The organism is Nonomuraea sp. NPDC050404, from assembly GCF_040655495.1.
Lineage (GTDB): Bacteria > Actinomycetota > Actinomycetes > Streptosporangiales > Streptosporangiaceae > Nonomuraea.
This window is the reverse complement of sequence record NZ_JBFAKB010000026.1, coordinates 44557-69193: the sequence shown is the minus strand read 5'-3', so window position 1 is coordinate 69193 and position 24637 is coordinate 44557. Positions and strand designations below refer to the sequence as shown.

Annotated in this window: 18 protein-coding genes; 10 read left to right on the top strand and 8 right to left on the bottom strand. The window is 67.5% G+C overall.

The window, feature by feature from the left end; translation table 11 throughout:
- Positions 1-29 precede the first annotated feature (29 nt).
- From AB0I81_RS48340 to AB0I81_RS48320, 5 genes are all read left to right on the top strand, one after another.
- The gene (locus AB0I81_RS48340; protein WP_360673136.1) at positions 30-674 is read left to right on the top strand and encodes a phenylalanine--tRNA ligase beta subunit-related protein; all 645 of its coding nucleotides are present in this window, start codon (positions 30-32) and stop codon (positions 672-674) included.
- A gap of 204 nt (positions 675-878) precedes the next feature.
- Positions 879-4529, top strand: coding sequence for a multifunctional oxoglutarate decarboxylase/oxoglutarate dehydrogenase thiamine pyrophosphate-binding subunit/dihydrolipoyllysine-residue succinyltransferase subunit (locus tag AB0I81_RS48335; RefSeq protein WP_360673133.1), 3651 nt, complete (start codon positions 879-881; stop codon positions 4527-4529).
- 110 nt (positions 4530-4639) lie between these two features.
- Entirely contained in the window at positions 4640-4819 is a 180-nt protein-coding gene (locus tag AB0I81_RS48330; RefSeq protein ID WP_360673130.1) for a DUF6104 family protein, read from the top strand.
- Positions 4820-5296: 477 nt separating this feature from the next.
- Entirely contained in the window at positions 5297-6100 is an 804-nt protein-coding gene (locus tag AB0I81_RS48325) for a DUF4097 family beta strand repeat-containing protein (protein ID WP_360673127.1), read from the top strand.
- Positions 6097-6837, top strand: a complete 741-nt coding sequence (locus tag AB0I81_RS48320) for a PadR family transcriptional regulator (RefSeq protein ID WP_360673125.1) — start codon at positions 6097-6099, stop codon at positions 6835-6837. The genes AB0I81_RS48325 and AB0I81_RS48320 overlap by 4 nt, the downstream gene beginning before the upstream one ends.
- A 255-nt stretch (positions 6838-7092) precedes the next feature.
- Here AB0I81_RS48320 and AB0I81_RS48315 read toward each other — a convergent pair whose 3' ends face one another.
- The 6 genes from AB0I81_RS48315 to AB0I81_RS48290 all read right to left on the bottom strand — a co-directional run bounded on the left by AB0I81_RS48315 (position 7093) and on the right by AB0I81_RS48290 (position 12439).
- Complete coding sequence (locus AB0I81_RS48315; RefSeq protein WP_360673122.1) at positions 7093-7965, bottom strand: oxygenase MpaB family protein; 873 nt, start codon at positions 7963-7965, stop codon at positions 7093-7095.
- 71 nt (positions 7966-8036) lie between these two features.
- The gene (locus tag AB0I81_RS48310; RefSeq protein ID WP_360673119.1) at positions 8037-8993 is read right to left on the bottom strand and encodes a zinc-binding dehydrogenase; all 957 of its coding nucleotides are present in this window, start codon (positions 8991-8993) and stop codon (positions 8037-8039) included.
- A gap of 284 nt (positions 8994-9277) precedes the next feature.
- A complete protein-coding gene (locus tag AB0I81_RS48305; RefSeq protein ID WP_360673117.1) occupies positions 9278-10159 on the bottom strand; it encodes a hypothetical protein in 882 nt (293 codons plus the stop codon).
- Positions 10160-10206: 47 nt separating this feature from the next.
- Positions 10207-10635 (bottom strand): type II toxin-antitoxin system VapC family toxin, encoded by a 429-nt coding sequence (locus AB0I81_RS48300; protein ID WP_360673114.1) that lies wholly within the window; start codon positions 10633-10635, stop codon positions 10207-10209.
- On the bottom strand, positions 10622-10885 hold the full coding sequence (locus tag AB0I81_RS48295) for a hypothetical protein (protein WP_360673111.1): 264 nt from the start codon (positions 10883-10885) through the stop codon (positions 10622-10624). The genes AB0I81_RS48300 and AB0I81_RS48295 overlap by 14 nt, the downstream gene beginning before the upstream one ends.
- A 96-nt stretch (positions 10886-10981) precedes the next feature.
- Positions 10982-12439, bottom strand: a complete 1458-nt coding sequence (locus AB0I81_RS48290) for an acetyl-CoA synthetase (protein ID WP_360673108.1) — start codon at positions 12437-12439, stop codon at positions 10982-10984.
- 263 nt (positions 12440-12702) lie between these two features.
- Between AB0I81_RS48290 and AB0I81_RS48285 the strand changes: the two genes are divergently transcribed.
- The 5 genes from AB0I81_RS48285 (at position 12703) to AB0I81_RS48265 (ending at position 21621) form a co-directional block, all read left to right on the top strand.
- Positions 12703-13827 carry a serine protease gene (locus AB0I81_RS48285; RefSeq protein ID WP_360673105.1) on the top strand — a complete coding sequence of 375 codons (1125 nt, stop codon included), beginning with the start codon at positions 12703-12705 and terminating at the stop codon, positions 13825-13827.
- A 389-nt stretch (positions 13828-14216) separates the two neighbouring features.
- Positions 14217-15287, top strand: coding sequence for a trypsin-like serine protease (locus AB0I81_RS48280; protein WP_360673102.1), 1071 nt, complete (start codon positions 14217-14219; stop codon positions 15285-15287).
- A 1057-nt stretch (positions 15288-16344) separates the two neighbouring features.
- Positions 16345-17877 carry a hypothetical protein gene (locus AB0I81_RS48275; protein WP_360673099.1) on the top strand — a complete coding sequence of 511 codons (1533 nt, stop codon included), beginning with the start codon at positions 16345-16347 and terminating at the stop codon, positions 17875-17877.
- A 435-nt stretch (positions 17878-18312) separates the two neighbouring features.
- Complete coding sequence (locus AB0I81_RS48270) at positions 18313-19950, top strand: hypothetical protein (protein WP_360673097.1); 1638 nt, start codon at positions 18313-18315, stop codon at positions 19948-19950.
- A 180-nt stretch (positions 19951-20130) separates the two neighbouring features.
- A complete protein-coding gene (locus AB0I81_RS48265) occupies positions 20131-21621 on the top strand; it encodes a hypothetical protein (RefSeq protein ID WP_360673094.1) in 1491 nt (496 codons plus the stop codon).
- A 70-nt stretch (positions 21622-21691) separates the two neighbouring features.
- Here the strand turns inward: AB0I81_RS48265 and AB0I81_RS48260 are convergent, their stop codons facing one another.
- The gene (locus tag AB0I81_RS48260) at positions 21692-23050 is read right to left on the bottom strand and encodes a hypothetical protein (RefSeq protein ID WP_360673091.1); all 1359 of its coding nucleotides are present in this window, start codon (positions 23048-23050) and stop codon (positions 21692-21694) included.
- 282 nt (positions 23051-23332) lie between these two features.
- Positions 23333-24541: an NADP-dependent malic enzyme gene (locus AB0I81_RS48255; RefSeq protein WP_360673088.1), complete on the bottom strand. Its 1209-nt coding sequence runs from the start codon at positions 24539-24541 to the stop codon at positions 23333-23335.
- Positions 24542-24637: the final 96 nt, after the last annotated feature.

The window sequence follows — 24637 nt, the reverse complement described above, 5'->3', positions numbered from 1 at the left end:
TGCGGTCTGCCGATCCCTAAACTGTGGGGATGCTTGACGACATCTGGGTGGACGACTCCGTCCTCGCGCTGCGACCCGACTTCGCGGTGCTCATCATGACCGCGCACGGCCTGACCAACGGGCCCACCGACGACCGGTCCAGGGCCTGGCTGGAGGCCGCCTCGGCGACGGAGGTGCAGACCGGCAAGATCGACGCCTGGAAGGAGGCCTACCGCGCGTTCGGGGCCAAGCCGCAGCGCACCAGGCCCTCGGTCGACGCCCTCACCCGGCGGATGCCGCTGCCGGAGATCAACCGGGTCGTGGACGCGTACAACTCGATCAGCGTCAAGCACATGCTGCCCATCGGCGGCGAGGACCTCGACCACTACTCGGGGCCGGCCCGGCTGGTACGGGCGGGCGGGGACGAGGCGTCGGAGGAGGCGCTCGGGCAGCCGGAGTCCGGCGAGGTGATCTGGCGCGACGACATCGGCGTCACCTGCAGGCGATGGAACTGGCGCCAGGTGGTGCGCACCCGCCTCACCGAGGAGACCACCAACGCGATCTTCCTCCTGGAGCGCCTGGAGCCCATGTCGCTGGAGGAGCTCAAGCAGGCGGGCGAGGAACTGGCGGACCTTCTGTCCGAGTTGTCCCCTCAGGTGCGGATCGCGAGCAGGTTGATCTCCGGAGGGAAATAAACCTCATGTCGAGGTGTTGATACCAAAGAGTAATAATTGCTGCACCACCCGGATTGACTAGGCGGGCGTGACCTCTTTGCGCGGTCCTGAGAGGATCGTTCGAGGCGGCACGGGCTCTGCGGCGCGCGCTGCCAGTCCGGGCGAGTAGCCTTGGACAGGTTCTCTAACATCAACGCCGATCTGCGGAAGAGGGCGATTTCCGCCGTGTCGTCTGAGTCGTCGCGGACAAACCCGCTGGCAAGCTTTGGTCAGAACGAGTGGCTTGTCGACGAGCTGTACCAGAAGTACCTCCAGGATCCTGAGTCTGTTGACAAGGCCTGGTGGAACTTCTTCGCTGACTACAACCCTGATTACGGACCGGGTCGAACCCCGGTCAGGGAGGCGGCGAACGGCACAGTGACTGCCCCCGCTCCTCCCCAGGCACCCAAGGCGGCGCCACCCAAGGCGCCGCCTGCCGCCGAGAAGCCGAAGCAGCCTGCCGCTCCGGTGCCCAAGGGCGCCGAAGAGATCAAGCTGCGCGGCGCGGCCGCACGTACTGCCGCCAACATGGACCTGTCGCTGACGGTCCCGACGGCGACCAGTGTGCGTGCCATCCCGGCCAAGCTGCTCATCGACAACCGCATTGTGATCAACAATCACCTCAAGCGGGGTCGCGGCGGCAAGATCTCCTTCACGCACCTGATCGGTTTCGCGATCGTCAAGGCGCTGCGGGCCATGCCGGAGATGAACTACTCCTACACCGAGGTCGACGGCAAGCCGACCCTGGTCAAGCCCGAGCACGTGGGCTTCGGCCTGGCGATCGACGTGCAGAAGAGCAACGGCGAGCGCCAGCTCCTCGTGCCCTCGATCAAGGGCGCGGAGGAGATGGACTTCCGGCAGTTCTGGATCGCCTACGAGGAGGTCGTGCGCAAGGCCCGCGCGGGCAAGCTCGGCGTCGACGACTTCTCCGGCACCACCATCTCGCTGACCAACCCCGGCACCATCGGGACCGTGCACTCCGTGCCGCGCCTGATGCCCGGCCAGGGCACGATCATCGGCGTCGGCGCGATGGAATACCCGGCCGAATACCAGGGCGCCTCCCCCGACACTCTGTCGCGGCTGGCCGTCTCCAAGGTCATGACGCTGACCAGCACCTACGACCACCGGATCATCCAGGGTGCCCAGTCGGGCGACTTCCTGCGCCAGATCCACCGGTTGCTGCTCGGTGAGGACGGCTTCTACGACGAGATCTTCGAGGCGCTGCGGATTCCGTACGAGCCGGTCCGCTGGGTCCAGGACATCTCGGCCTCCCACGACGACGACGTGGCCAAGTCGGCTCGGGTGATCGAGCTGATCCACGCCTACCGCGTGCGCGGCCACCTGATGGCCGAGACCGACCCGCTCGAGTACAAGCAGCGCAAGCACCCCGACCTCGACATCCAGTCGCACGGCCTGACGCTGTGGGACCTGGAGCGCGAGTTCGCGACCGGTGGGTTCGGCGGTCGCGCGCTGATGAAGCTGCGCGACATCCTGGGCGTGCTGCGCGACTCCTACTGCCGCACCGTCGGCATCGAGTACATGCACATCCAGAACCCCGAGGAGCGGGCCTGGATCCAAGCGCGGGTGGAGAAGCCGCACAAGTCGCCCGAGCGCGACGAGCAGCTCAACACCCTGTCGCGGCTCAACACCGCCGAGGCGTTCGAGACGTTCCTGCAGACCAAGTTCGTCGGGCAGAAGCGCTTCTCGCTGGAGGGCGGCGAGTCCCTGATCCCGCTGCTCGACTCGGTGATCAGCGACGCCGCCGACGAGGACCTCGACGAGGTCGTCATCGGCATGGCCCACCGCGGCCGGCTCAACGTGCTGGCCAACATCGTGGGCAAGTCCTACGCGCAGATCTTCGGCGAGTTCGAGGGCAACATCGACCCGCGCACGGCGCACGGCTCGGGCGACGTGAAGTACCACCTCGGCGCCAGCGGCGTGTTCACCGCGCCGAGCGGCAAGACCATCACCGCCTCCGTGGTCGCCAACCCCTCCCACCTGGAGGCGGTCGACCCGGTCCTGGAGGGCGTCGTACGCGCCAAGCAGGACCTCCTGGAGCGCGGCGAGGAGGGCTTCACGGTCCTGCCCGTCCTCATCCACGGCGACGCGGCCTTCGCCGGCCAGGGCGTCGTGGCCGAGACGCTCAACCTGTCGCAGCTGCGCGGCTACCGTACCGGTGGCACCGTGCACGTGGTGGTCAACAACCAGGTCGGCTTCACGACCTCGCCCGCCTCCTCCCGCTCCTCGGTCTACGCGACCGACGTGGCGCGGATGATCCAGGCGCCGATCTTCCACGTCAACGGCGACGACCCCGAGGCCGTGGTACGCGTGGGCGAACTGGCCTACGAGTACCGCCAGGCGTTCCGCAAGGACGTCGTCATCGACCTCATCTGCTACCGCCGCCGCGGCCACAACGAGGGCGACAACCCCGCCTTCACCCAGCCGCTGATGTACGACCTGATCGACGCCAAGCGCTCCACCCGCAAGCTCTACACCGAGGCGCTGATCGGCCGGGGCGACATCACGGTGGAGGAGGCCGAGCAGGCGCTGCGCGACTACCAGGCCAAGCTGGAGCAGGCGTTCACCGAGACCAGGGAGGCGGCCAAGAAGCCGCAGGAGGCGGCCGCCATGCGGGTGCCCCCGACCGAGGTCGTCAAGTGGTCGCACGAGGACACGCCGACCGCGATCAGCGACGAGACGCTCAAGCGCATCGTCGACACCCAGCTCAACCTGCCCGAGGGCTTCACGCCGCACCCACGCCTGGCGCCGGTGCTGCAGCGCCGCGGTCAGTCGGTCGAGCAGGACGCGATCGACTGGGCGATGGGTGAGACGCTGGCGTTCGGCTCGCTGCTCATGGACGGCCACCCGGTGCGGCTGGTCGGCCAGGACTCGCGGCGCGGCACGTTCACCCAGCGCCACGCCGTCCTGGTGGACCGGATGACCGGCGCCGACCACACGCCGCTCAAGACCTTCAACCAGGGCACCACGAAGTTCTACGTCTACGACTCGCTGCTCAGCGAGTTCGCGGCGCTCGGCTTCGAGTACGGCTACAGCGTCGTCAGGCCCGACGCCCTGGTCTGCTGGGAGGCGCAGTTCGGCGACTTCGTCAACGGCGCCCAGACGATCATCGACGAGTTCCTCTCGTCGGGCGAGCAGAAGTGGGGCCAGAAGTCCTCCGTCGTGCTGCTGCTGCCGCACGGCTACGAGGGCCAGGGCCCCGACCACTCCTCGGCCCGCATCGAGCGGTTCCTGCAGGTCTGCGCGCTGGACAACATGACGGTCGCGCAGCCCACCACTCCGGCCAACTACTTCCACCTGCTGCGCTGGCAGGTGGAGTCGGAGCGGCACAGGCCGCTGGTGGTCTTCACGCCCAAGTCGCTGCTGCGCCACAAGGCGGCCACCTCGAAGGCTTCCGACTTCACCTCGGGCGCCTTCCAGCCGGTGATCGGCGACACGGGCGCCGACGCGGCCAAGGTCACCAAGGCGGTGCTCACCTCCGGCAGGCTCTACTACGACCTGGCGGCGTACCGCGACAAGAACGGCCGCGACGACGTCGCAATCGTCCGGCTCGAGCGGCTCTACCCGTTCCCGTCCGAGGAACTGGCCACCGAGCTGGGGCGTTTCGGCGACAAGATCGAGCTGATCTGGGCGCAGGACGAGCCGGCCAACATGGGGCCGTGGCCGTACCTGACGCTCAAGCTGGCCGAGGACCCGCAGACGCTGGGGGGCCGGGCGCTGCGGCGGGTGTCGCGCACGCCGAACAGCTCGCCGGCGACCGGGTCGCACAACTCGCATGACACGGAGCTCGAGGAGATCCTTCACCAGATCTTCGGCTGAGCCGTCCGTTAGGTGAGCCCCCGGCCCTCGCTTGGCCGGGGGCTCACTGCTGTCCGAGCAGGCTAAAGTCGGGGCGGGCGAGGCGCGCCTCAGTTGATGAATGGAGAACGATGTACTTCACCGATCGGGGGATCGAAGAGCTGGTCGAACGTCGCGGCCAGGAGGAGGTCAGCCTGCTGTGGCTGGGCGAGCGACTGCGCGAGTTCGTCGACCTCAACCCCGAGTTCGAGACGCCCGTGGAACGACTGGCGACGTGGCTGGCCCGCCTGGACGACGACGAGGACGACTAACACCCCCACCACACAGGTGCCTCACCTCCGCCCCGGACCTACACACCCCGGACCAACGGGTCCCGCCCCCCGGACCTCCACACCGCGAATCAGCGGGTCCCGCCCCCGGGGCCGCCGCGCCCCGGACCAGGGGGGTTCGCCCTCGTGCCGCCGCACCGCGAACCAGGGGGTCCCTCCCCCGGGCCGCCGCCCCTCGGACACCCACACTCCTCACCCCGCGCCACCCACACCGCCGCGCCCCGGCCCAACGGGTCCCGCCTCCGGTCCTCCGCACCGCGAACCAACGGGTCCCACTCCGGGCCTCCGCACCCCGGACACCCGCGCCCCCACGCGGCCGTGCTACGGGCTGCCGCAGCCCTGCGCGCGGCTCTTCGGAAAGGCCGTATTCTCGAATAACGCGATACATCTTGAGTTCTGGCCGAACGCGACATATCGTGATTCATGGAGGCAACGTGTCGCCAGAAAGGGCGGGGCAACATGCAGCAGTGGACGATCGATGAGCCCGAGCAACTGACGTTCGGCGAAGTGGACGCGCTCGACGTACGCATCGTGGCCGGCCGCCTGGACGTGCTGGCCAGCGACGGCCCGCCCACCCTGGAGGTCGCCGAGATCGACTCGGCCTCACCACTCCTGGTGACCTACGACGAGGCGACCAGGGAACTCACCGTCGCCTACCGCGACCTCACCTGGGACGGCCTGCTCGGCTGGCTGCGCCGCGACCGGCGCAGGACCGTGCTCTCCCTCACCGTGCCCAAGACCTGCAAGGTCAAGGCAGGAGTGGTGTCCGCCCCCGCCGTGGTGGCCGGGTTCGAGCGGACGACGGACGTCAAGAGCGTCTCCGCCGACATCGTCCTGGACGGCGTCAGCGGCGACGTGTCCGCCAACACCGTCTCCGGAGCCGTCGAGAGCCGGGCGATGGACGGCGACCTGTCGTTCGTCAGCGTGTCGGGCGACCTGACCGTGGCCGACGGCACACCACGCCGCCTGAAAGCCAAAACCGTCTCGGGCCGCATCACGGCGGATCTCACCCTGCGACCCACCGGCCATGTGACGCTCAACAGCGTTTCCGGTGACATCCTGGTCAGACTGCCGGAGAACGTGGAGACGGACGTCAGCGTCAGATCCACCTCTGGCAGGCTGGTCAGCGCATTCGAGGAACTGTCCAACACAAGCAACCCCGGCGCCAAGGCGATGTCGGGGCGGCTGGGTGGCGGCATGGCGTCCCTGGCGGCCATCACGGTCTCCGGTGAGGTCACGCTGCTCAAGGGGGAGAAGCAATGAGCCCTGTCTTCGGTCACGGCCGGCTCCGGCTGTACCTGCTCAAGCTGCTGGAAGAGAGCCCGCGTCATGGCTATGAGGTCATCCGGCTGCTTCAGGATCGTTTCCTCGGCGTCTACTCGCCCTCTCCCGGCACCATCTATCCGCGCCTGGCCCGCCTGGAGGAGGAGGGTCTGGTCACGCACGAGGTGATCGACGGCAAAAAGGTGTTCTCCATCACCGACAAGGGCCGCGAGGAGCTGAACGACCGGCTCGACGAACTCGACGACCTGGAGCAGGAGATCTCCGCCTCGGTACGCGACATCGCCCGCGAGGTCAAGGAGGACGTGCGCGACACGGTCAAGTCGCTGCGCGACGAGCTGACGCGGATGGCCAAGGACGTACGCACGGGGGCGGCCGAGGACACCCGACGCATTCGGGACGATCAGAAGGAAGACCTCAAGCGGCTGCGGGACCAGCAGAAGCGGCAGTGGATGGAGCACGCCCACCACTGGCAGGACGAGGGTGAGCGGCTCGGTAACGAGTGGCGCCGGATCTGGTCGGAGATGTGGAGCACGCTCGGTGGCGCACCGCCCAAGCGAGCCGACCTCGACGCCGAACTGGGCGAACTCCTCGCCGACTTCGTCGGAAAGGCCCGCGAGGAGGCATCGGAGGCCAGGCTGACCCCCGAGAAGGTGGCCGACCTGCGTACGGCGCTCGCCGAGACCAGCACCCGCATCCGCGACATCCTCGAACGCTGACCCCGACCACCCGAAGGAACTTTACAACGGAGCCCCCTCGCCCAACTCACCCGAACGGGCGGCGGGCACCCTCGCCCCACCTACGCGACGCGAACAGCCGGACAGGCACCCCCCACCTACGCAACGAAAAAGAGCAGACAGGCGGACAGCCACCCCCACCTGGGCAACGCGAAAGGCGGACAGGCGCCACCGTCTACGCGAGTGGCCGGAAACAGCCTCATCTCGCCTTCACCCCCCAACGGGTGGAAAGCAGCCTCATCCCGCCCGTGCGGCGCGGGCGGGCTGCCGATCCATCCGGTGCGAGCCACGTGCGGCCTTACGGGCGTGATAGGCGATGGGCATGTACCGCAGGCGTTCGGGCAGGCGCGGCGTCAGCACCGCCACCGCGTGCCCAAGGTGCCGCAACCGCCGCTCCTCCCGGGCCGTCCAGCGCAGGCCCAGCTTCCTGCGTACGGCGGAGGGCAGGGTGCCGACGGTGACGAAGTAGTTGAACTCCCCCGCCCCGATACCCACCGGCGTCCACAACCGGCGCAGCGGGACGGGCAGCCGGGGCGGCGCGGGGGTGCCGCGCATGGCCGCCAGCACGTCGAGCGCGGTCGGATGCACCTCCAGCCGGTCGGCCACCATCCCGTCGAAGTACTTCCAGAAGCCGTCCAGGTCCTGGGGCATCTCCCGCTCGGGCACCCGCAGGATCGCGCCGAGCCGCCGCGACTCACCGTAGAGCCGCCGCTCCTGTTCGGGAGTGAACGGCGTGCCGAACCAACGGTTGAGCGCGATGAACCGCTCGAACAACGACAGGTGCACCCACGCCCACGCCTCCCCGCTCAGCGCGTGGTAGTGCCTGCCCTGCTCGTCCACCCCGCTGATCGGCTTGTGCAACTCCCTGAGCCGCCGCCCTTCCTCGGGGCCGTCCGCGCCGCCGTACACCCACTTCTGCACGGAGACGAGCGTGCGCTCCAGCCTCCCCCAAGGATCTTCCTTGTACGTGGAGTGCTCGGCGACCGCGGCACCGACGGCCGGGTGCATCGTCTGGAGAACCAGCGCGCTGCCCGCCACGAGCAGATTGCGGTATTCGCCGGCGGTGTCCCAGTGCATCGAACCTGGGCCGAAGGGCTCAATGTCCATCATGACGCCTCCTGGGTGATACAACCCAATTCCCCTTGTATCACCCAGGAGGCTCAGAAGTAACCCTTCACTTATCAGACCGTGAAGACGACCTTCCCGAAGATCTCCCCTGCGGCCATGGCGGCGAACCCGTCCCTCGCCTCGGTCAGCGGCAGCACCCGGTCGATCTCGGGCCGCAGCCCGGTCTGCTCAAGAAACACCGCCAGCCTGGCGAGCTGCTCCCGCGTCCCCATCGTCGAGCCGACCACGGAAAGCTGCAGGAAGAAGACCCTGTTCAGATCGGCAGGCGGAACCGCGCCGCTGGTGGCGCCCGAGACGACGACGCGCCCGCCGGGTTTGAGCGACTTGAGCGAGTGCCCCCAGGTCGCCTGGCCAACGGTCTCCATGACCGCGTCCACCCGCTCCGGCAGCCGCGCACCGGACTCGAAAACCTGGTCGGCGCCGAGCCGAAGGGCCCGCTCCCGCTTCTCCTCGGACCGGCTGGTGGCCCACATCCGGTACCCGGCCGCCCGGCCGAGCGCGATCAGCGCGGTGGCGACGCCACCGCCGGCCCCCTGCACCAGAACGGTCGAACCGGGCTGCACCCCGGCCTTGTCGAACAACATCCGGTACGCGGTCAGCCAGGCCGTCGGCAGGCAGGCGGCGTGCTGGAAGTCGAGCGCGGCGGGCTTGGGCACCAGGTTGCGGCGCGGCACGACCACGCGTTCGGCGAACGTGCCGTCGTGCACTTCGGACAGCAGTGTGCGCTTGGGATCGAGCGTCTCATCGACGCCGGTGCCGATCACGGCATGCACGATGACCTCGTTGCCATCCTCGTCCACTCCGGCGGCATCGCACCCGAGCACGATCGGCAGCCGGTCCGGCTTGAGGCCAACGCCCTTGAGCGACCACACGTCGTGGTGGTTGAGCGCGGCCGCCCGTACAGAGACAGTCGCCCACCCATCCGGCGCCTTCGGTTCGGGGTGCTCGCCGAGCGTCAGTCCGGCGAGCGGGTTGTCAGGATCGAGCTGTGTGGCGGTTACGGCGAACATGGCCGCACCCTACTTCAGGGCACCCCAGTTCCCCGAGATCACCGCCCTCCACTTCAACCCACCCCGCACACCCGAGAAGATCGCCCCCTCATCTCAAGCTGTCCCGCACACCCGAGACCACCGCCCCCTCGCCTCAGCCCGCCCGCACACCCCAGACCAGCACCCCCTCGCCTCAGCCCGCCCGCACACCCCAGACCAGCACCCCCTCGCCTCAGCCTGCCCGCACGCCCCAGACCAGAGCGCCCTCTACCTTCAACGCGACCCAACACCCAAGGCCGCCGTCCCTACTTCAACTTGACCCGGATACCCGAGACCGCCGTCTCTCGGAACTCCGGCGAGCCGGTGGCGGCCACCAGCACTCCGTCCCGGCACGCCGTCTCGACCGGCCGCCCGCGCCCCCCGATCGCCCCGGGTGGCCGCTGCTTGTTCGCGCAGTCCGGTGTGGGTACGAGCGCCACGATGTCCCTACCCCCACCCCCGAACCACAACTGCGGCCCGACCGGTTCGCCCTGCTCGGCCTCCCCCGGCTCGGCGAGACGCACCCCCGCCTCGGCCGTCAGCACCAGGTAGCCCTCCTTGGTCACCCGCCCCTTCAGGTTCTGCGCGAGAGCCACCCGCTGGTCGAAGGTCAGCCCTTCTCCCCGGTCGAACATCGCCAGCCGCCACGGCCCGAACGCGAACAGCAGCACCTGCCCGTACAACCCGCTGCCGGCCTGACGCGGCCACAGGCTCACGTTGGGCGCGTAGTTCCTGATCGGCTGGCCACCCCGGGTGACCTCGACCTCACCGCCGTAGGGCGCGACGAACTGCCGGAAATTCCCGGCGACCCAGCCCCCTCGATACGGCCGCGACCCCATCTCGTCGAGACCGAGCGCGGCCGGATAGCGCACCTCGGCCCGCACGCCATGCGGGAACACCACCTGCATGATCTCGTCGCCGCCCTTCTCCCTGACCGGCGCGTTGAGGATGTTGGGCGGGTTGTCGATCGTGGTCAGGGACCGGATGGGTGAGGGGTCCGATCCGGCGGAAGGCGGCCTGGGTTCGGGATCCCGGCTGAGGATCAGGCTGACAACAGGGACCAGCAGGAGCGCCAGGACCACCACCAGCCAGATCCACCGGCGACGGCCGCGCTCGCCTGCCTCGATGACGTCGAACTGGTCAGCCACGACGTTCCTAGCCGAGTCGTTTCGGCTTGCGCCCTTAGGCTTTCAGTTCAGTTGAGGGGCGACCGCCAGCGCAAGCCCTGGAATCTGGCGAAATCCTGATCGCAGGTCACGAATTCACAACCGTGCTCGATGGCCAGGGCGGCGAGGTAGGCGTCGGGGATGAGCTTTCTTCGCGCGTTCGTCTCCCTGCACAACCTGGTGAAGATTTCCCAGTGACGCTCGCCGGGATCGACGATGATGGCGTGCGGCTGGTTTCTGACCTGGCCGGCGAAGGTGAGGATCCGGTCCAGCGAGGGCGGATTCACGTGTAGGGCCTCGACGCTCAGCACCCTGACGAGGCCGTTGATGACGTAGTCGGAGACCGCGTAGGCGGCATCGCCGTTGACCATCTCATCGACCAACTTGAAGCAGGGGATGTGGTGGGGAGCCTCGGTGCGAAAGGCGTTGACGAGGATGTTGATGTCATTGAGCAGCATCGGCCTGCACCCTCAAGAGGGTCTCGATGTCTTCCTGCTCGAACAGGTTGTGGATGAATTCCGGCGTGAGTTCGATCCCCGGCTTGAGCTGGCTGTCGCTGGTGATCAGCTCCACGCGGGGCCGCTCGGCCACCTCCGTGGAGCGGTTGAGAAGTTGTCGCAAAGCGTCCTCCATGACCGAGTTGAAAGTACGTCCGTTCTTGGCTGCGTACGCCTTCGCCTCGTTGAGGAGAGCCTCGTCGATGCGCACTGTCGTCCTCCGCATGACTCCAGCGTCCGCCGCAGACATCTAAATGTCAACACCGGATAGTAGTCGGACGGTCACAGTCTTTGCATGATTATGGCCTTACCACGAGGTCACATTGACCTTTCCGTCAGAAACGACCCGCACCGACCGCCCCACCATCTCCGCCGACTCCGCCTCGGCCAGCAACGACTCGTCCTCCACCACCGCATAGGCCCGTCCCCCGGGCACGTCCACCACGGCGAACCCCTTCTCGAACTCGCCCTCCCGCCCATGCGCCACCGTGTACCCGGCCACCACCCCTTCCCCCTCGAAGGCCCCCACGACCGGCACCTCACGGGCCACGTGCACCGGCCCCGCATCCCCCAGCCGCCCGCCGGGCTCGCTCGACCACACCGCGTAGGTGTGCTTGGTCAGATGCATCCCCACCCCGGTGACCAGCCCGTGCCCCGACTGCGCCCGCAGCAGCCCCGCCATCGTGGCCGTCGAGTGCAGGACGTAGTCGCTGGCCGGCCCGCCCGCGTACGGCAGCCCGCCGGTGACCGTGAGCCCGCGCGGGTCCAGCGGGTCGAGCCCGATCGCGTCGCACGCCTGCCGCAGCGCGATCGCGAAGCAGCTGTACAGGTCCAGCGCGTGCATGTCGCCCAGCCCCAGCCCCGCCCGTTCGAAGGCGGCCCGCGCGGCGGCGGCGATGGCCGGGGACGAGCCGAGCGAGGGCCGCGCCGCCACCTCCCAGGTGTCCTCCGCGTACGCCCATCCGCGCAGGTACACCCGCCGCTCCCGGGGCACCCCCAGCCGGTCGGCCAGCTCCGAGCAGGCCAGGATGACGGCCGCCGCCTGGTCCACCTCCAGCACCGCCACCGTGCCCGAGGTGTAGGGCCAGCCGACGAAGCGGTCGCCGTCGGCGAGTTCGGCGGGGGTGCGCGCGGTCCTGCGCCAGGCGTACGGGTTCGCCGCCGCCACCTCCGTCATCGGCGCCATGATCAGGGCCCGCTCGCGCATCTCCCCCTCGATCGTGACCCCGGCCGCCGCCCGCCGCGCCGTCTCCATGATCGGATAGGTGTGCACCGGCAGGAACAACCCGTGCGCGAGCGCGGCCGGATGCGGCGGGCGCTCCCAGCCGTACGGGGGCTTGGGGTCGGCGGCGTGACTCCACGGCACGTGCTCGCCCGCCTTCCTGTACGCCCTGCGCGTGGCCAGCGCCTCGGCCCCGACGACCAGCGCCGAGTCCAGTTCCCCCGCCGCGATGGCGGCCGCCGCCGCGCCGATGAGCAGTTGCGGAGCCGTACCGCCGACCTTGGAGTAGACCCGGTGGCGGGGGGCGGCGCCGAGGCGTTCCGCGAGGCGGCCGACCGGCGAGTCGTACTGCCAGGAGTCGGTGTAGACGACCTGGATCGAGTCGAGCCGCCCGGCGGGCAGGCGGGCGTCGGCGGCGGCCTCGCGGGCGACGGACTCCCACAGGTCGAGCGGTTCCGGACCGGGCTGCTCACGAACGGTGCGCTGCGCGATGCCAATGAGGCAGGGGGTGCGTGGATCCATGAACACAGCCAACCAGAACATCGCTCGGTTGTTAAGGAGTGGCGTTTGATAATTGGCGTTACCGCTGTGGCCAGAGAAAATTCAACCCGGCCACCACCTGCGCAGATGCCGACCAGGAATACATGCGAATTCGCTATTTCTATAACGGAATGGAACCGGCTCATGCCTTTTAACGTCGTTTCCTGGTCGCCGGATCGCGCTCTTCATTAACGTTCCGAACGTTTTCCTGGCCCATCCGGGGCGCAGTACCCCGCTCTGGGCCGCCGAAAGCTGAGAGGAGCACCATGTATTCCCGAGCAAGGCGCATCGCGATCCCCCTCGCCGGCCTGGTGGCCATCGGTCTGGCGACAGGAATGATCAGCGTTGTCACGGCCAGTGCGACCACCCTCCCGTCCGACGTCATCTCCAAGAACTCCGGCACCCCCGCCGAGCAGGCCATCCAGTTCTGGACGCCGGACCGCATCAAGGCCGCCACCGACTACGACGACGGCGTCGACCTGTCCTCCAAGGGGGTCAAGGGCAGCAACGACACCCCCGACGGACCGGCCGGGTCCGTCCCGCCGATCGGCGCGGAGAAGACGAAGTCCAAGAAGAGCAAGCACGTCAACCTGCCCAACACCGTCGGCCGCGTCTTCTTCACGCTGCCGAGGGCCGACTGGCGCGATCCGGAGAACTGGCGGTACTGCTCGGCCAGTTCGGTGCAGAGCAAGTACCGCAACCTCGTGGCGACCTCCGCCCACTGCGTGTACGACACCAAGAAGAACACCTTCTACGACAACTGGATCTTCATCCCGTCGTATTGGGACGGCGACAAGGTCTGGAACGGCAAGGCCCCCTACGGCATTTACGCCGCCAAGACCTTCAACGCGCACGACGACTTCGTGGTGAAGGAGGACTACGACTTCGACTACGCGTTCGTCAACGTCTTCAACGGCATCAAGGTCGACTGGGCGAAGCAGGACCGCCGCTGGAAGTGGACCGTCAAGAACGTCGGCCGGCTCGGCGACAACGTCGGCGGCCAGGGCTTCACCTGGAACCAGAAGACGAAGCTGAACGTGTTCTCCTTCGGCTACCCGGCCGGCGACCACCCCGACGGCGACACCCCGTACACCGGTCGCACGATGAAGTTCTGCTACGGCAAGACCAAGCCGATGCCCGAGGCCCGCAAGTACAACCTGCAGGAGCACATCGGCTTCAAGTGCTCCTTCACCGACGGCGCGAGCGGTGGGCCCTTCCTGCACAACTACAAGAGCTCATCGCGCACCGGCTACCTCGTCGGCGTCAACAGCGTCGCGTGGGACACCGACGGCAACGACCGTTACGACCACATCTCCTCGCCCTACTTCAACACCGACACCTACAAGGTCTACAAGGCGGCGGCCAACCGCTGGACCGGCAACATGCGGTGATCAAGTTGGCACCCCAGGCCCCGGTTCCGAGAGGATCCGGGGCCACTCCTTGGGGGCGGAATGGAGGGCGGCGACGTGTCCTTCGCCACTGGAGCCGGGCGAATGCGGCCGACGAGTGTGTGCAATTCCGCCCATCCGAAGATCAACCGAACCCGGCCTGGACCTGCGGGAACGACCACATCTAATGATCATTTACGCGTATCGGAAGCGTTCGGCTGACGACATCCTTATAGTTCACGATGCACGCTTGATCTGGTAACGAATCTCTATCCAAGCTGCAATACCGTCTGTACATCTGGAAAAATCCACCCTTACGACCCCAAGAAAGGCATTTCATGATCCCCCGAGCCAGGCACTCCGTGGCCGCTGCCCTCAGCAGCGCGCTACTGATGCTGCCTGTCCTCACGGGGGCCTTCACCGGGGTCGCCCACGCCGCTCCCGCCGCCCGCACCACGACCGCGCCCGCCAGCAAGGTGCTGGACGTCCCGCTGGCCAAGACCGCCGCGGACGTCAAGCGGGTCGCCGAATACTGGCAGCCCGACCGCCTCAAGAAGGCGGACCTCTACACCCCCGCCACACCCGGCTCCTCGACGACCTCCTCGGCCACCGCCGCTGCCGCCGCCCCCGCCGCGTCCGTCGCCGCGATCAAGAAGTCGACCGCCGCGGCTGCCGTGCCGGCCCGGCTGCCGCGCAAGTCCACCGCCGCCAAGACCATGGGCAAGGTCTTCTTCCGGTTCGGGGACAAGGAGTACTGGTGCTCCGCCAGCTCGGTCGCGGCCAGAAACCGCAGCGTCGTGGCCACGGCCGGGCACTGCGCGTACGACTCCTACCAGGCCAGGGCCGCCGACTACTGGATCTTCGTGCCCAACCCCGGCCCCAACGGCGAGACGCCTGACGGCATCTACGTGGGCGCCTCGGTCAGCGTGCACGAGGACTGGTCGGGCAAGGCGGACTACGACTACGACTACGCGTTCGTGACCGTGCACCGCGGCTTCACCTGGGTCCCCAAGGACGGCGCCTACACCATGCGGGACGTCGGCCGGCTCCAGGACAACGTGGGCGGCCAGGGGCTCGAACTGAACAAGAAGCCGGGCACTTACACGGCGACCGCGTTCGGCTACCCCGCGGGGGCGCAGCCTGACGGGTCGCAGCCGTACAACGGCACCAAGAGGTACCAGTGCCAGGGCGGCACCCGCTACACCGTCGCCCCGAGCCGCGACCTGCAGAAGGGTGTCGAGCTGCAGCCCTGCGACTTCAGCGCGGGCGCCAGCGGCGGCCCGTGGATGGTCAACTGGGACGAGTCCCGCAGGCTCGGCAACCTGAACGGCGTCAACAGCCTGACCTGGAACCGGGACGCCAAGGGCCGCTATGACTCGGTGTCGGCGCCGTACTTCGACACCACCACCGGAGAGGTCTACCGCCGCGCCGCGGCGATCCCGACGCTCGTAAAAGTGATGTAAGTCACAGCGTCCGCCCGGCCACTGGGCGCGATCAGCCGGTTTCGCATCTCGGCAAGGTCACGGTCACGCTTTGGAACGTTGACACGATCCTCCGGCGACTCACACAGCCACAGTCAAACCTGTAGGTTCCGGGCTGTCCGTTTGCTGAGTTTGGGATGCGACAGGCACCCGCATATCAGCACGACCTGTCTTCTCCAAGGGCGGCGCCGACCCCGACGGCCGCCCGGCACCACCACGCCGACCGGCGAGACGGAAACCTCCGCGGTCTGCAACGCGGCCACGTGGGCCCGCTCGGCGAGCTGCACAAGTAAGCCCTACCAGGGGAAAGCGAGGGCCTCGGAACATCGGGGCCCTCGCCTTGGTATTTATGGGCCGCCCCCGGATGGTGGGGCCACGACCGACCCTCGCCCTCAGGACCGACGTGCGCGTCTCCGACCGCGTCGGCAGGGCGCCCTTGGCGGGGGCGGCAGAAGGCAGGGGCCTTGTCAGCCGGGCTGACAGGCGTAGCGGGCTTCCAAGGCCCGCGCGGCCTCGCCGTGCGGCCTGGGAGGGCCTGAAGAGCCTCAAGAGCCGTGGCGATTCTGGGGATCCGCTCTGACGACCGCGGCCCGACATGGCCGGCCTCCCGAGCGTCTGAAGCGAGCCCGAAGACCCTTCCCCGCGCCGCCGCGAAGCCCGCAAAACCGGGCGTTTCTGAACGTCCGAGGCACGAATCTCAAGATCACCTGTGAGAAATGAGCATCTTAGACGGGGCTGGCGTAAATCTGGTTCCTGTGATCTGAGTCACGATCAAGCGACCACAGAGCGTGACACTACCCTAACGGCACTTCAGTCCCACGAGTAACAACCCGTCCATACCCTGCAAAAACGTGATCCTCCGATCACAACGCGCGAATGTCTCTGACAGGTCACAGAAAGGTCACAGCGGTAAGGGCGTCTACCGGATATCCCAAAGCGGGTTTCACCTGCAGAGATCACCACGCTATGTTCCTTGCTATCCCTTTACTGACGCATGGGACGCAACATGCGTCCCACGACAGAGCAAGGAGCAGTTCCCTTGAAGCGCATCCTCATCCCCGCCGGTGGCGCCCTCCTGGCCACCGGTCTTCTGGCCGCCGGCCTCGCCGGTACGGCCTCCGCCGACAGCGACATCGCCAAGAAGGACCTGGCGACGAGCGCGGCGAACGCCAACGCCATTGCCGCGTTCTGGGCGGAGAACAACGGTGCGGCCCTGAAGGCTGCCACCCAGTCCGACATCTGGACGAAGGCTGACGTCTCCAAGCTCGAGACCAAGGGCGGCTACAGCTCGGACACCAAGCCGGGCTCGACTGCTCCGATCGGCGAGGAGAAGAAGACCACCTCCAAGACCCAGAACGTCAACCTGCCGAAGACCATCGGCAAGGTGTTCTTCGTCAACGGCAAGGGCGAGAAGAAGTGGTGCTCCGCCACTTCGATCCAGTCGCAGTACCGCAACCTGGTCGCCACGGCCGGTCACTGCGTGTACGACACTGGCGCCAACGCTGACGTCATGGACAAGTGGGTCTTCGTCCCCGGTTACTACCAGGGCAAGGCTCCTTGGGGCGTCTACGTCGGCAAGCAGGCCTTCACCCACTACGACTTCAACGTCTACGAGGACTACGACCGCGACTACGCGTTCGTGACCGTCTACAACGGCGTCAAGGTCGACGGTGGCGAGGGCAGCAAGAACGTCTCCAAGGCTGAGTGGGACAAGTACACCGGTCTCAAGGACGCCAAGGACGTTGAGATCAGCGCGGACGAGTTCCGCAAGGGCGTTCTCGACCCCACCTCCTCCGAGGCTTTCTGGATCCAGGAAGGCACCGCGGACGAGGCGACCGGCCCCGACTTCCCGGGCGCCCAGCTCGGCAAGGTCGAGGTCCGCAAGGGTCGGTACGACCGCGCCGGCGTCGGCAAGGGCAACGGGTTCAAGTTCGGTGAGCCCGTCGTCGAGAACGTGACCGCCGCCGCCGCCGCTAAGTACAAGGCCGATGCGGCCAAGGACCGCGACGAGTACCCGGCGACGGTCGCCAAGGACAGCCGCGGCAACTGGACCATCACGCACTACTTCGTGCAGCAGTGGTACAAGGCCGGTTCCTCCACGAAGTACTTCAAGACCGTCTTCTACATCATCGACCACAAGACCCTGGACGCTGGTCGTCTGGGTGACGCGGTCGGCGGTCAGGGCTTCGCGTGGAACCAGCCGACCGGCAAGGCCGTGCGCGTGTTCGGTTACCCGGCCGCTCCTCACCCCGACGGCAACAAGAACTACACCGGCATCACTCCGAAGTGGTGCTACGGCACCACCACGAAGAAGCTGGTCGGTTCGGCTGCCAAGAAGATCGAGGAGCACGTGGCCCTCAAGTGCGCCTTCACCGAGGGTGCCGACGGTGGCCCGTGGCTGTACAACTACCTGAACAGCAAGCGCCTCGGTTACGTGAACGGTGTCACCAGCACCTTCAACGACCAGGACAAGAACGGCCGCGTTGACTACATCTCGTCGCCGTACTTCGACGGCGAGACGAACACCGTCTACAAGGCCGCCGCTGCCGCCTGGTCCGGCAAGGTTGTCTAAGTAGCGGATAGCGACCGGTCCTAGACCGTTCGTATAACCGTTACGAGCGTGGGGCCCGGCATCCTGCCGGGCCCTTCTGCTTTTCCGACCGAATCTGAAGGCGTTTTGACGTATGGGAGCCCGATACGGTGCCACCAAAGTGATGTGATCTGCGTCACACCGGCTTCTCTGAGCCGGACCAGGAGGACGCCGCCGTCCCGCGAGTCACACTGATCACTCGTTTATGTTGATCAGGGCAAACGGTGACGAGGCCGACCTTCCGTAACTCCTAGGGATCAGCTGTTCAAACATCACAGAACGATCACGCCCCGGCTTGTCGCATCTTTTCATTCCAAAGCGGCTACCGGACTTCAAGATCGAGACTGTATGTTCCTGCCATCCCTTTACTGACGCATGGGACGCAAGAGGCGTTCCACGACAGCGCAAGGAGTTACCGTGAAGCGCATCCTCCTCCCCGCCGGTGGCGCCATTCTGGCCACCGGTCTCCTGGCCGCCGGCCTGGCCGGCACCGCTCAGGCTGACGACACGATCCACAACGCCGAGCTGGCGAAGACCGAAGCTCAGGCGCAGGAGGTCGTGGAGTTCTGGACCAAGTCCAACAACGCCGCCCTCAAGGGCGCCGTGGCTTTCAGCCCCGACGCGCTCGAGGTCGACAAGGTCGTCACCAGCGGCGGTTATTCCTCCGACACCAAGCCGGGCTCGCTTGCCCCCATTGGCGAGGAGAAGAAGTCCACCGCGAAGACGCAGAACGTCAACCTGCCGAAGACCATCGGTAAGGTGTTCTTCGAGGGCCGCGACGGCAAGCTGTACTGGTGCTCCGGTACCTCGATCCAGTCGAAGTACCGCAACCTGGTTGCCACCGCCGGTCACTGCGTCTACGACATCGCGGCCAACAAGGAAGTCGTGTCCCGCTGGGTCTTCGTGCCCGGCTACTACCAGGGCAAGACCCCTTGGGGCCTGTACGTCGGCAAGCAGGCCTTCACCCACTACGACTTCGCCGTGTACGAGGACTACGACCGCGACTACGCGTTCGTGACCGTCTACGACGCCCTCGGTGGCACGCTGAAGGAAGAGAAGAAGGTCACTTTCCCCGAGTGGCGCAAGGCTGACCGCAACTCGAGGTCGGTCAAGGAAGTTGAGGTCTCCCGCAAGGAGTGGTACGAGGGAAGCCGCAACCCCGAGACCGCCGACTACTACAAGAAGCTCAAGCCGGTCGACGCTGAGCCGGTCGGGCCGAACTACCCCGGCGCCGTGGTCGTCAAGGACGAAGTCACTGCGACGGAGTACCGCGCGGCCAAGACCGGTAAGGGCAACGGCCGCAAGTACGGTGCGCCCGAGGTCGAGCAGGTCACCGCGGAGTACGGCAACACCTACCGCGAGAAGCAGAGGGTCAAGAGCACGCCCACCCCTCAGCCTTCGACGCTGCCGGCCGACGACAAGAGGCTGGAGAAGAAGTCTGACACGCCCGCGCCGCTGCCCTCGCCGGTGGACGTGTTCGTGCCGAACGCCGACGCTCCTGGCGACGTTCGCGTGGACAGCCGTGGCAACTGGACCATCACGCACTACTACGTGCAGCAGTGGCAGAAGCCGGGTTCGGCGAAGAAGTACGTTCGTTACGACTTCTACGTCACCGTCAGCGGCCTCAAGAGCGCTGGCCGTCTCGGCGACAACGTCGGTGGCCAGGGCTTCGCGTGGAACCAGCCCACCAAGAAGAAGGTCCGCACCTTCGGTTACCCGCAGGGTGCGCACCCCGACGGCAACAAGCCCTACACGGGCGTGACGCCGAAGTGGTGCTACGGCGCGACCTCCGACAAGACGTACCAGGTTGCTGAGAAGAAGGTCGAAGAGCAGGTCTCCCTGAAGTGCGCCGTCACCGGCGGCTACGACGGTGGCCCGTGGCTCTACAACTACCTGAACAGCAAGCGTCTCGGCTACGTCAACGGTGTCACCAGCCTCATCCTGGACACCAACAAGAACAAGCGCTACGACACGATCACCTCCGCCTACTTCGACGGCGAGACCAAGGCCGTTTACGACGCCGCTCAGACGTGGTCCGGCAAGCTCGTCAAGTAAGTACGACAGAGAGACCGTGAACAGCGACTCGTTCGGCGTTCACTAGCGGTAACCCAGGAGGCCCGGCATCCAGCCGGGCCTTTTGGCTGTTTCTGGTGAAAAATCTGTGAATACCCTTACCCGAGTGACACATGGGTCGATAGGGTTTTTACACCGTTTTTGACAACTGTGGAGCTCCCCTTGAAGCGCCTGCTCTTCCCCCTTGCCGCCGCCGGCCTGACCGCCGCCGTACTCGCCGCCCCCGCCACCGCCGCCCCGAGCTGGGCGAAAGACGACCTGGCGCCGAAGCCGGCCGACGCGTACGGTGTCGCGAACTTCTGGCTGGACGCCAACGGGGCCGCCCTCCGTAAGGCCACCCAGTACACGCTGGACACCAAGCAGGTGCCGAAGCTGGTCGGCAGCGCGAGCAAGGGCGCCCCTGACGGCAAGCCCGGCATGACCGGCCCCACCACCGCCACCAAGGCGGCCCCCAGCACGAACGTCAACATCCCCAAGACCATCGGCAAGGTCTTCTTCCTGGACAAGGAGGGCAAGACCCGCTGGTGCTCGGCGACGTCCATCCAGTCCAGGAACCGCAACCTGGTCGCGACCGCGGGCCACTGCGTCTTCGCGAACAACGGCAAGGAGAACGTCTACGACAAGTGGGTGTTCATCCCCGGCTACTACCAGGGCAAGGCGCCGTGGGGCGTGTACGCGGGCGCTTACGCGTTCGCCCCCTACGACCTCGACACCTACGACGACTACGACGGCGACTACGCCTTCGTCGCGGTGCACAACGGCTTCTCGCTGGGCAGCAAGGAGGTCTCGCTCAAGGAGTGGACCGCCTGGCAGGGCGAGAAGTGGCTCAAGCCCCGCGAGATCACCGCCGCCGAGTTCCGCAAGTGCGTGCTCAACCTGGGCGAATGCTGGTCCGTGGGACCGAAGGACGCCGAGCTCGCCGGCCCCGACCACCCGGAGGCCGTCCTGGAGAGGAACGAGGTCTCCAAGCAGACCTACGCGGCCGCCAAGGTCGGCAAGGGTCAGGGCTTCAAGTTCGGCCCGCCCGTGGAGGAGCCGGTTACCGCGACCGAGTGGCGGGCGTACAACGGCCTGGGCGAGAAGGGCACCGGCCCGGACAAGCTGGGCAACTACACGATCACCCACTACTACACGCAGAAGTGGGTCAAGCCCGGCTCCGCGCGTAAGTACTACGAGGGTGGCTTCATCGTCGGCGCGGCCAAGGACACGGGCCGGCTCGGCGACACCGTCGGCGGTCAGGGCGTGGCCTGGAACCAGCCGCTCGGCCAGCAGGTGACGGTCTTCGGCTACCCGAGCGCCCCCCACCCCGACGGCGACAAGCCGTTCACGGGCACCACGCCCAAGTGGTGCGCGGGCAAGACCAACACCAAGAGCTACCAGGTCAACACCTTCAAGGTGGAGACCCACCAGGTGCTCAAGTGCTCGATGACCGAGGGCGCCGACGGTGGCCCGTGGCTCATCAAGTACAACAACGGCAAGCGCTCCGGTTACGTCAACGGCGTGACCAGCGTGGGCGGCGACAACAACGGTGACGGTCGCATCGACTTCATCAGCTCGGCCATCTTCGACGGCGAGACCGCCGACGTCTACAACAAGGCCAACTACGCGTCGACCAAGTCGATCGTCGGCCCGAACGGCGAGATGCTGAAGTAACCCCTAAGACTGGACGTTCCCGGCCCGGACCACGCTGTCCGGACCGGGAACGGTCACGTCCCGGAAACGATCACACGGCGGTGAGTTCCCGCGTGCGCTCGCGCAGCGCCATCACCGGCCGCTCGTTCTTGTACGGCTCCAGCCGTCGCCGCAGATCGGCCGCGTAGGACCGCGACCGCGCCGACTGCAGCTCACTGGCCAGCGCCAGCGCGCCCGCCGCCGCCGAGCACGCCTCCTCCAGTTCCCCGCACTGCAGCAGCCCGGCGGCCAGCAGCGACAGGTTGAACATCCGCCCGCGCACGTACCGCGAGTCCATGTCGAGCGAGCGCCGCGCCTGGCGTACGACGCGCTCGCCCTCCCCGAGATCGCGGAAGCAGTGGGCGAATTTCGCGGACAGGTAAGCCTCGTCGAAGTAGCTGAGCCACTTGGGCTCCTCGGCGGGCTTGCGGGCATCGAAGGAGCACTCGGCCTGGTGCAGCGACTGGCCGCAGCTGCGCGCGTCGCCGAGTCCGGCGTGCGCGTGGGCCTCCAGGACGTGCGCGGAGGCCAGCAGCGTCTCCACCCCGGCTTTGCGTGCCGCCATCTGGGCGGCCCTGGCCAGGTCGAGCGCGTGGGCCGGCTGGCCCATGTAGATGGCCTGGTGCGCCATGCCGGCCAGGATCTCGCCGCCCAGCGTGTGATCGTCGGCGCCCCTGGCCAGGCGCAGGGCCTGGATCAGGTAACGCTGGGCGAGGCCGTGCTGCTCCATGTCGTAGGCCATCCAGCCCGCCAGGCGGGTCAGCTCCGCGGCGGCCGCGGCCAGCTGCCTGCCGGTTGACTCGCCGTACGAGCCGTCCTTGAGCAGGGGTGAGACGGCGGTGTCGAGGTACTTGACCACGGACGAGCGGACGCGTCCGCTGCCGAAACGGTTGTCGAGCTCACCGAAGGATCGGGTGACCTCGTGAATGGCGGCGATGTCGGCGCGGCCCACCCGCCGCGCTCCCGTGCCGCTCGGGCGTCCCTCAGAGGGGGACGTCAGCCAGCGTACGGCTCCTACGGAGCCTGCTCCTATCGCGAACGTCGAGTCGATCAGGAACCTCCGTCTCTCCACGTCGGCTCGCCACAGCGCGGTCACGGTCGCGACCCCCTCCTGCCACGTGTGCGTGAACTCCTGTCCGAGATCGAGGGGTGTGGTGATGGCCGGCATGCCCAGGTCTTCCGAGGTGATCGGCCGGCCCAGCCGGAGCGCGAAGATCTCGGTGAGCAGGCACGGCACAGGATCGCGCGGCCGTTGGCCGCCGATCCAGCGCAGCACTGAGCTGTGGTCGTACTTCAGGCCCGGTGTGCCACGTGCAGCTCCCAGATCGTTGAGGCGCCTGGCCAATCCCTTGTGGGAAAACCCCGCCTCTGCGATGAGCTGCTGCAGCAGTCGATTCGGCTCGCGTTCCATCGCTCTCCTCGTCACAGGAGTCGGCGCCCACATCATTACAGAGAGCTACTGTTATAGCACCTTGCGTAAAGGATTTATGGCAGTTCCCAAAGGTCACCCCTACTCCATCCCACACTTCTCGCCGCGCCTGCTCATGGTCAGGCAGGCGGCAGCAACTCCTGGACGGGGCCTCCACCTACCCACGGAATACCCAAGTAACCAGAAAGCGCCTGCGAGCTGGGCCGGAATGCAAAAAGGGTGGACGAGGGCCGAAAGACCCCCGCCCACCCCTCCTGGACGTGCTCAGACGCGTGCGACGCCGTCCGCGCGCGCCTGCGCGGCCACGGCGGCCGTCACGGCCGGCGCGACACGATCGTCGAACGGGCTCGGGATGATGTACGTCGCCGACAGGTCGTCACCCACCACCCCGGCCAGCGCGTCGGCCGCGGCCACCTTCATGTTCTCGGTGATCGTGGTGGCCCGCACGTCGAGCGCGCCGCGGAACACCCCGGGGAAGGCCAGCACGTTGTTGATCTGGTTGGGGAAGTCGGAGCGCCCGGTGGCCACGACCTTGACGTGCTTGGCCGCCACGTCGGGGTGCACCTCGGGCGTCGGGTTGGACAGGGCGAAGACGATGGCGTCGGGGGCCATGGACGCGATCGCCCGCTCGGACACCGTCGAGCCGGACAGCCCCAGGAACACGTCCGCGCCCTCCAGGGCCTCCTCGGTGGAGCCGGTGAGCCCGGCGCGGTTGGTGTCGCGGGCCAGCGCCTCCTTGACGGGGTTGAGGCCCTCCCTGCCCGCGTACAACATGCCCTTGGAGTCGGAGACCGCGATGTCGCCGATCCCCGCCTCCAGCAGGATGCGGGTGACGGCCACGCCGGAGGCGCCGGCGCCCGCCACCACGGCCCGCAGGTCGCCGAGCGAGCGGCCGGTCAGGCGGGCCGCGTTCTGCAGGGCGGCCAGCGCCACGATGGCGGTGCCGTGCTGGTCGTCGTGGAAGACGGGGATGTCGAGCAGGCCGCGCAGCCGGTCCTCGACCTCGAAGCAGCGGGGGGCGCTGATGTCCTCCAGGTTGATGCCGCCGAAGGACGGCGCGAGGCGCACGACGGTCTCGACGAGCGCGTCCACGTCGGTGCAGTCGAGGCAGATCGGTACGGCGTTGACGCCCGCGAACTCCTTGAACAGCAGCGCCTTGCCCTCCATGACGGGCATGGCGGCCGCGGGGCCGATGTCGCCCAGGCCGAGCACGGCGGTGCCGTCGGAGACGACGGCGACGACGTTGGAGACCCAGGTGTAGTCGTCGGCCAGCGCGGGCTGGTCGGCGATGGCGGTGCAGACCCGGGCGACGCCGGGCGTGTAGGCCAGCGACAGGTCGGCGGCGTCGCGGACGGGAACGGTGGAACGGATCTCGATCTTGCCTCCGCGGTGCAGTGCGAAGGCCGGATCCAGGTCCGGTGTTTCGATGGATTCAGACGCGGGCGTGGCAGCCACAGCGACCCCTGTAGTCATCGGGAGCGGAAGAAACCTTCGGCGGACGAGCGCGAGCGGGCTGGCTTCGGTAGCTGCCAGTGCCCCCTCGCCGGTCATCACGTGAGGGGGTTCGGG